6 protein-coding genes are annotated in these 7317 nt (G+C 71.4%); 3 read left to right on the forward strand and 3 right to left on the reverse strand.

All coding sequences use genetic code 11. The features are described from left to right. Nucleotides 1-123 precede the first annotated feature (123 nt). Nucleotides 124-639 (reverse strand): M48 family metallopeptidase, encoded by a 516-nt coding sequence (locus tag AB0878_RS34785; RefSeq protein ID WP_366584588.1) that lies wholly within the window; start codon nucleotides 637-639, stop codon nucleotides 124-126. A gap of 221 nt (nucleotides 640-860) precedes the next feature. On the opposite strand from AB0878_RS34785, the gene AB0878_RS34790 reads away from it, so the two are divergent. The 3 genes from AB0878_RS34790 (at nucleotide 861) to AB0878_RS34800 (ending at nucleotide 4325) form a co-directional block, all read left to right on the forward strand. Further along, nucleotides 861-1898: a hypothetical protein gene (locus AB0878_RS34790; protein WP_366584539.1), complete on the forward strand. Its 1038-nt coding sequence runs from the start codon at nucleotides 861-863 to the stop codon at nucleotides 1896-1898. A gap of 54 nt (nucleotides 1899-1952) precedes the next feature. Further along, entirely contained in the window at nucleotides 1953-3284 is a 1332-nt protein-coding gene (locus AB0878_RS34795) for an AarF/ABC1/UbiB kinase family protein (RefSeq protein WP_366584541.1), read from the forward strand. 102 nt (nucleotides 3285-3386) lie between these two features. Then, entirely contained in the window at nucleotides 3387-4325 is a 939-nt protein-coding gene (locus AB0878_RS34800; protein WP_366584543.1) for a hypothetical protein, read from the forward strand. 1027 nt (nucleotides 4326-5352) lie between these two features. Here the strand turns inward: AB0878_RS34800 and AB0878_RS34805 are convergent. Together AB0878_RS34805 and AB0878_RS34810 are read right to left on the reverse strand one after the other, a co-directional pair. Further along, nucleotides 5353-5535, reverse strand: coding sequence for a hypothetical protein (locus AB0878_RS34805; protein ID WP_366584545.1), 183 nt, complete (start codon nucleotides 5533-5535; stop codon nucleotides 5353-5355). Continuing rightward, nucleotides 5532-6644: a methyltransferase domain-containing protein gene (locus tag AB0878_RS34810; protein WP_366584547.1), complete on the reverse strand. Its 1113-nt coding sequence runs from the start codon at nucleotides 6642-6644 to the stop codon at nucleotides 5532-5534. Before AB0878_RS34810 ends, AB0878_RS34805 begins: the two co-directional genes overlap by 4 nt. Nucleotides 6645-7317: the final 673 nt, after the last annotated feature.

Raw genomic sequence — 7317 nt, forward strand, 5'->3', positions numbered from 1 at the left:
GTCCGCGGCAATCGCGCCGACCTGTCCCCAAGCCGCGGACTCACCACCTGCGCGAATGCGCGGGCCGTGGCTTCCTGACCTCGAGCAAAACCGCCTTCAACCCCAGGCAGGCAAGAGACCAGCTCAGTCGTCCTCCTCCTCCGAAATCCCCCACCCAGCCGCCGCCGACAGCCCCTCCAGGTACCCGATCGCGCGTTCCGTCTTCGGGTAGCGGTTGACCAGCGTCCAGAACGCCGCGTCGTGCCCGGGTTCGCGCAGGTGGGCGAGCTCGTGGACCAGCACGTAGTCCAGGACCCACTGAGGCACGCGCCGCAGGCGGTCGCTGACGCGGATGGTCGCGTCGACGGGCGTGCAGGAGGCCCAGCGGGTGCGCATGGGGGGCACCCAGCGCACGCTCGCGGGTATCGCCCGTGGATCGACGTACTTCGCCGCCAGCACGGCGCAGCGTGCCAGCAGCGCGTCGTCGGAGGACTTCGGCGACGCGGGTTTGCGCGGTTCGGTGCGCTGCAGCTTGCGCTCCATCTCCGCGACCCAGTGCCTCTCTTCCGCGCGGGTCATCCGTGCCGGGATGAGCACCACGAGGGTGTCGTCTTTCCAGTACGCGGTGACCGTCCGGTGCCGGCGCGCGCTGCGCCGCACCTCGACCTTGTGTTCAGGAGTGTCCGACGGGGGGTTCGTTCCGCCCCGGCCCCGCAGTGAGGGCATCCGTGCTTCGACCACCCGACAACGGTAAGGCCACCGACCGACAACTTGGGAGCGTCGAAAGGTCACAGCCCCGAGTTGTCCACAACTCGCCTTGCCTGTGGATAACTCACCTCTGAGCGCCGATCGGCCGCCGCCGAGGTGTCAAGCTGATCATCATGAGCCTGTCCACAGTTCCGCCGCCGAACGTCCTCCTCCCCGCCTACCCGACGCTGCTCCAGGGCCTCCACGTGCTCGAACGCGGCAACGACGAAGTCCAGATCGGCCTCGACCCGCGCCACGGCGTGGTGGCCACCGGGCTGGCGCCGAGCGTCGTCGCGCTCGTGCGCCGGCTCGACGGCAGCCGCCGCCTCGACGCGGTGCTCGCCGAGAGCGAACACCGCGACCAGCTGCGGCTTCTGCTCAAACAGCTCACCGCGCTGGGCCTGGTCACCGAAGCACCCAGCCCCGCCTCCAAGCGCGTCGAGACGGGCTTCTGGTCCCTGCGCGCCCGGCACCACCAGACCGCGCTCACCGAGCGAAGACGCCAGAGCCTGGTGGCCGTCCGGGGCGACGGCAGGATCGCCGTGGCCGTCGCCGTGCTGCTGGCCAACGCCGGGGTCGGGCACATCGACGTCCGCTCCGGCGGCGTCGTCACCGACGCCGACCTCGGTTCGGGCTTCACCGCCGCCGAGCTGGGCCTTTCGCGGCGCAAAGCCACCCAGAACGTGCTGGCCCGCGTCGCGCCCGAGGTGAGCACCGCCCGCAATCTGCAGCGCTCGCCCGACGTCGTGGTGCTCACGGACGCCGTCGTGCCCGCCCCGGAGCTGGTGGCGGAGCTGGTCGACGACGGCGTCACCCACCTGCCGGCCCGCGTCCGCGACGGCACGATCCTCGTCGGCCCGCTCGTCGTGCCGGGCCGAAGCACATGTCTGCGCTGCTGCGACCTGAGCAAGACCGACCTCGACGACTCGTGGCCCCGCGTCGCGACCCAGCTCGTCGACGTCGACCAGCGGCCCGATCTCGCGTCCGTCCAGGCGTGCGCGTCGCTGGCCGTCGCGCAGGCGCTGCGCGTGCTGTCGCCGAGTGCCGAGCCACCGCCGACGTGGAACAGCACCCTGGAGCTCGATCCGTTCGAAGGCCACCTGCGCCACCGCTACTGGGAACCGCACCCGGACTGCGATTGCGGAGCGCCCGAAGCGCCACCGGAGACGTAGCCCACACCCCCTGGCAGGCTGCGGCCACCAAGGTCACCAAGGCAGAATCGGAGGGTGACCGACTCCGCAGACCGCGAATCCGCAATGCCGCGCCGAGGTGCGGCGCGCACCGCGAAACTCGCCAGCATTCCCCTCGGGATAGCCGGCCGGGCCGTCGGCGGATGGGGCAAGCGCCTCGCGGGCCAGAGCGCGGAACAGGTGAGCGCGACGCTGTCGGCGAAGGCCGCGGAGCAGCTGTTCGAGGTGCTGGGGACGCTCAAGGGCGGCGCGATGAAGTTCGGCCAGGCCCTGAGCGTCTTCGAGGCCGCGGTGCCCGACGACATGGCCAAGCCGTACCGCGAAGCGCTGACCAAGCTGCAGTCCGCCGCGCCGCCGATGTCGGCGCAACAGACGCGGCGGGTCCTGGCGCAGCAGCTCGGCCGTTCGTGGGAGGGGCGGTTCAAGCACTTCGACGACGTCCCGGCGGCGTCGGCCAGCATCGGCCAGGTCCACCGCGCCACCTGGCACGACGGGCGCGAGGTCGCCGTGAAGGTCCAGTACCCGGGGGCCGACGAGGCGCTGCGCAGCGACCTGCGCCAGTTGCAGCGCTTCAGCCGGCTGTTCCAGGCGTTCGTGCCCGGCACGGACGTGAAGCCGCTGATGGCGGAGCTCGCCGACCGCATGGACGAGGAGCTCGACTACCTCAACGAGGCCGACAACCAGCGCGCGTTCGTGAAGGCGTTCGAGGGCGATCCCGCGTTCCTCATCCCGCGCGTGGTGGCGAGCGCGCCGAAGGTCGTGGTGACCGAGTGGGTCACGGGCACGCCGTTGTCCAAGGTCATCGCCGGCGGCGACCAGGAGACGCGCAACCTCGCGGGCCGGCTGCTGATGGAGTTCCACTACTCGTCGCCGGCGCGAGCGCACCTGCTGCACTCCGACCCGCACCCCGGCAACTTCATGGTCACCGACGACGGCCGCCTGTGCGTGCTCGACTTCGGCGGCGTCGCGAAGCTGCCCAACGGCATCCCGCGCCACCTGGGCGAGATGACGCGCCTGGCCCTCGACGGCGAGTCCGACGACCTCATGCGGCTCCTGCGCGAGAACGGCTTCGTCCGCACCGACTCCGACCTGGCCGCCGACGAGGTGCTCGCGTACCTCGCGCCGTTCACGGAACCGCTGGCCACGCCGACGTTCCACTTCACGCGCCGCTGGATGCAACGCCAGGCCGGGCGCGTCGGCGACACCCGGGGCAGCGACTTCCGCGTCGGCCGGTCGCTGAACCTGCCGCCGGAGTACCTGATGATCCACCGCGTCACCGCGGGGTCCACGGGCATCCTCTGCCAGCTCGACGCGGTGGTCCCGGCGCGCGGCATCGTGGAGCGGTGGCAGCCAGGTTTCGCTCGCTGAGTTGTCCACAGGTCCGGCGGTGCCACAGACCTGATTCGCGGAGTTATCCACAGATCCGCGAAGCCGGTTCCACTCGGATGGCCGAGCGGTCATCCTCGAATCATGACGACTACCGCAAGCATCCGGGACGTGGCTCACCGTGACTCCACGTCGGTCGGCGTGATCGACCTCAAGAAACTGCGCAGCGCCGGAATCTCGAACCGAAGAGCCGCCAGGATGGCGCGACCGGGCGGGCCGTGGCGCCGCGTATACCCCGGCGTGTTCGTGATCCAGGACAAACCGCCGTCCCGATTACAGCTGCTGCACGCCACCATCGCGCGCTACGGCCCCGACGCCATCATCACGGGCACCGACGCGCTGCGCGCCCACGGCGTCGCCCACCCGCTCACGGACGAGATCCACCTGCTCCTGCCGCACTACCGTCGCCCGGCCTCCGAACCCGGTGTGCTGACCTACCGCACCGCCCGCATGCCCGAACCCGTGATCATCGACGGTCTCCCCTACGCCGGCGGCCCGCGCGCCGCCCTGGACCTGGCGCGCCGCGCGGTCGACCCGAAGGCCGTCGAACGCCTGACGACGCTCCCGCTGTTCTGGGGCCTGTGCGACCGCGCCGAACTCCTGGCCGAACTCGACGCCGGCAATCAACGCGGCTCATCGGCGGTCCGCGCCGTACTGCGCGCGATGGACGACCGTGAAACCTTCACCCACGGCCAGGCCCTCCGCCTCCTCCGCGACGCTCCCCTGCCGTCCCCCCAGTGGAACGTCACGGTCTGCGACCTGCGCGGCCGCCGCCTCGGCATCGCCGACGCCTGGTGGGACCAGGTCGGCCTCGCCTGGCGCTACCGCACCGCCGCCGGCCCCACCGACTTCAGCCACTTGGCGCTCACCGCCACCGGCACCGTCCTCGTGCGCTGCACACCCCGCCAACTCAACGACATCCCGGCCGACGTCACGGACGAACTGGTCCGCGCCTACACCCAGGCCGCCCGCACACCCCGCCCGAAGGTCCGCGCGCTCCACCGCCGGGACACCGCCGCATGACGCCGGGGTGAGCACCCGGCCGGGCTGCTGGTCGACTGGTTGGCCCGTCCGGTCATTGCCTGAGGTTCACACGGAGCGAGGGCCGTGCCGAGCCTCTCGGCAACGCCGGGCGGGCCGCCCGAACACCGCCCGCCCACCGCAGCCCGCCGACCGTCCTGGAAAGTCCAGGGAAACGGCGGCGCCGGACGCCTCCAGACGGGCTGGCGAGCGCAGACCGTGACGGCGAAAGCACTGAGCCGTTCCATCCGCGATGTGGGTTGGGCAGCGCCCCACCCGCACCCGACTCTGGTTGAGGCCGGCGGCGATCACGGGTCGCAGGACACGTGCTCACGAAGGCGAACCTGCCGGGTCGCCTCCGCCCGCGATGCGAGCTGGAGTCGCGGTGCAACCGCACCAAACAGCAGTGAGGGCCGGTAGGCGATCGTGGGCCGTACGGCACACATGCTCGCGGAGGCGAGCTAGCCAACCCGCCTCCACCCGCGATGCGAGCTGGAGTGGCGGTGCAACCGCACCAAACAGCAGTGAGGCCCGTAGGCGACCGTCGGCCGTACGGCACGTGCTCACGAAGGCGAGCTAGCAAGCCCGCCCCCACCCACGATGCGAGTCGGAGTGACCGGTGCAACCGCACCAGACAGCAGTGCGGATCGGCAGCCGATCAGCGGGCCGAACGGCCCGCGATCACGGCAGCGAACCTGCCAACCCGGCTCCACCCGCGATGCGAGTTGGAGACGCGGCGCAACTGCACCGGACGGTCGCGTGGGCCGCCGTGAGCGCGGGTCAAAGGGCCTGTGCTCGCGGCGGAGAAGCTGTCGGCCCAGCACCGCCCGCGGTGCCCAGCCGGATCGGAGCGCTGCGGACTCGTTGGGTTGCTAGCCGAAGTGATCGGCCTGTGGCGGGTCGAGTGCCTCGGGTGCGCGGCGGCGAGCCGGTCGGGAAAGTCCAGGCGAGGGCGCAGGGAGCGCGCGACTGATCCGGTTGGCGGTCGCCCTGTCAACCAGCGAAGGGAAGGTGAGAGTCGCCTGACGGGTCACCAGTACTCGTCGGGGAGTTTGGCTTCGATGTCGCGGACGTGGTCGCGGGCGCAGGTCGCGCAGAGCCATTGGGAGCGGCCGTTGTCCTTGGTGGAGACCCAGGACAGGGCGGCGAGCGGGTCGGGCTCCGCGGAGCGGGCGCGGCCGCAACGGGAGCAGGTGGGGTCCGGGGCGGTCACGGGCGACGTCCACAGTGGACGGTCTTCGCGCCGGTGAGGTAGAGGTCGTGGCGGGTGGCGAGGTGGTGGGGGCTGTTGGGGTCGAGGAGAGAGGTGAGGGTTTCGCGGTCGTCCGGGGTGAGGTGCTCGCCGCCGAACTCGAGGATGCGGGCGACGCGGTGGACGACGTAGTCCGCGAGCATCGCGGGGCCCGGCGCGGGGTGGTGCACGAGCGCGCCGAAGGAGTCGACTTCGGTGAGCCCGGCGCGCTCCAGCGCGACGGACCAGCCGTAGGGCATCGCGACGGCACCCTCGATGCCCTCGCGCATGCCGATGAACCACTCGGCCTGCGCGGCCAGCAGCCGGTCCTCGAGTCCGGGCCTGCCGACGCCCAAGTCCCAAGGCAGGCAACGGAAATCGAGCCCACCCTCCGCGAGCGCGACCAGCCCGCCCGCCTTCGCGACAGCCGCGACGGTCCCCACGGCTCCCTGCTGGTCCGGCAAGTGATGCACCACGCGCGACGCCCACACCAAATCCGCCGCCGGCAACGTCCCCGGCAGCCCGACGTCCGCGAGGTCGCCCCGCACCGCCCGCACCTCGACGGCACCGGTCGGCGCACTCGTCGGGCCGCCCTCCGCACGATCGCTCGCGGCCGGCCGCCCTCCGGGCGAACTGGTGCCCGCAAGGTCGCCGGGCGTGGCCTGACCATCGGCCGAGCCCGGGGCCGCAGTGGTCGAACCACCGTCGCCGCGGTCCTCCGACGCCGGCAGGCTGCCGGTCGAACCGGCGCCCCCAACGCCGCCGGGTGCGGCCTGCGCATCGCCCACGCCAGCAGTGTTCGAGGCGGTGTTGACGGCTGCCCGGACCGACTTCTCGGCTTCGGCGAGCAGCTCGGGCGTCGCGTCGACGAGGATGAGGGTGCCGCCGGCATGGGTGGTCAAGGCGCGGGCGAAGTGGGTGCTCATGCCGCCCGCGCCGCAGCCGAGGTCGACGATCGTGGGCGTCGGGGGCAGGGCGGCGACCAGCCGCCGGGCGATGGCCGAAAGGGCGTCGGCGTCGAGGGTGTCGGCCGTGCGGAGCTGAGTCAGCCGGTCGGCCCAGTCGATGTGGTCGTGCGTGTGAGCGGACACGACGTCATTCAACACCCGAAGCCCCACCGGAACCGAGTCGACTAACCGGTCGCCCGCCGGCAAAGCCCGCGCGGGTTCGGCAGCACCGCGGTGATCAGCTGCGGCTCCAAGCAGCGGGCCACCGGCCGATAGCGCCAAGACCGCACAGATCGAGCGGCCGAAGCGGCAAACGTCGCTGCCGGGGCCGGATCCGGCTGGGATCCGCCACGACGACACAACCGCAGCGACAGCCACGATGCACGTCGAGGCCGGCGCAGCGACGGCATCGCCGACACCGGCGAACCCGAAACGACCCGAGGGCCGGTCACCACACGGGTGACCGACCCTCCACGCGGACAACAAATCGAGGATTTCGAAAGCCCCAGAACCTCAGAGACTCCGGAGAGATACCAAGGACTTCAGTGGCCGGAGACTCTGCGCCACGGAGGCTCGACGGCCTCAATGACATCGAGCCCCAAGGCCTGGGAGACATCGACCCGAGACTCTGCGCCGCGGAGGCTCGACGGCCTCAACGACATCGAGCCCCAACACCTGGGAGCCTCAAGCACCCAAGACTCAACACCACAGAGGCCTAACAGCCTCAACGACATCGAGCCCCAACACCTGGGAGCCTCAAGCACCCAAGACTCAACACCACAGAGGCCTAACAGCCTCAACGACATCGAGCCCCAAC

It is taken from the genome of Amycolatopsis sp. NPDC047767 (assembly GCF_040704195.1).
Classification (GTDB): Bacteria; Actinomycetota; Actinomycetes; order Mycobacteriales; family Pseudonocardiaceae; genus Amycolatopsis.

Coding starts and splice junctions, on each gene's coding strand:
- AB0878_RS34800 (WP_366584543.1), top strand. CDS start 3,387: ATGACGACTACCGCAAGCATCCGGGACGTGGCTCACCGTGACTCCACG.
- AB0878_RS34790 (WP_366584539.1), top strand. CDS start 861: ATGAGCCTGTCCACAGTTCCGCCGCCGAACGTCCTCCTCCCCGCCTAC.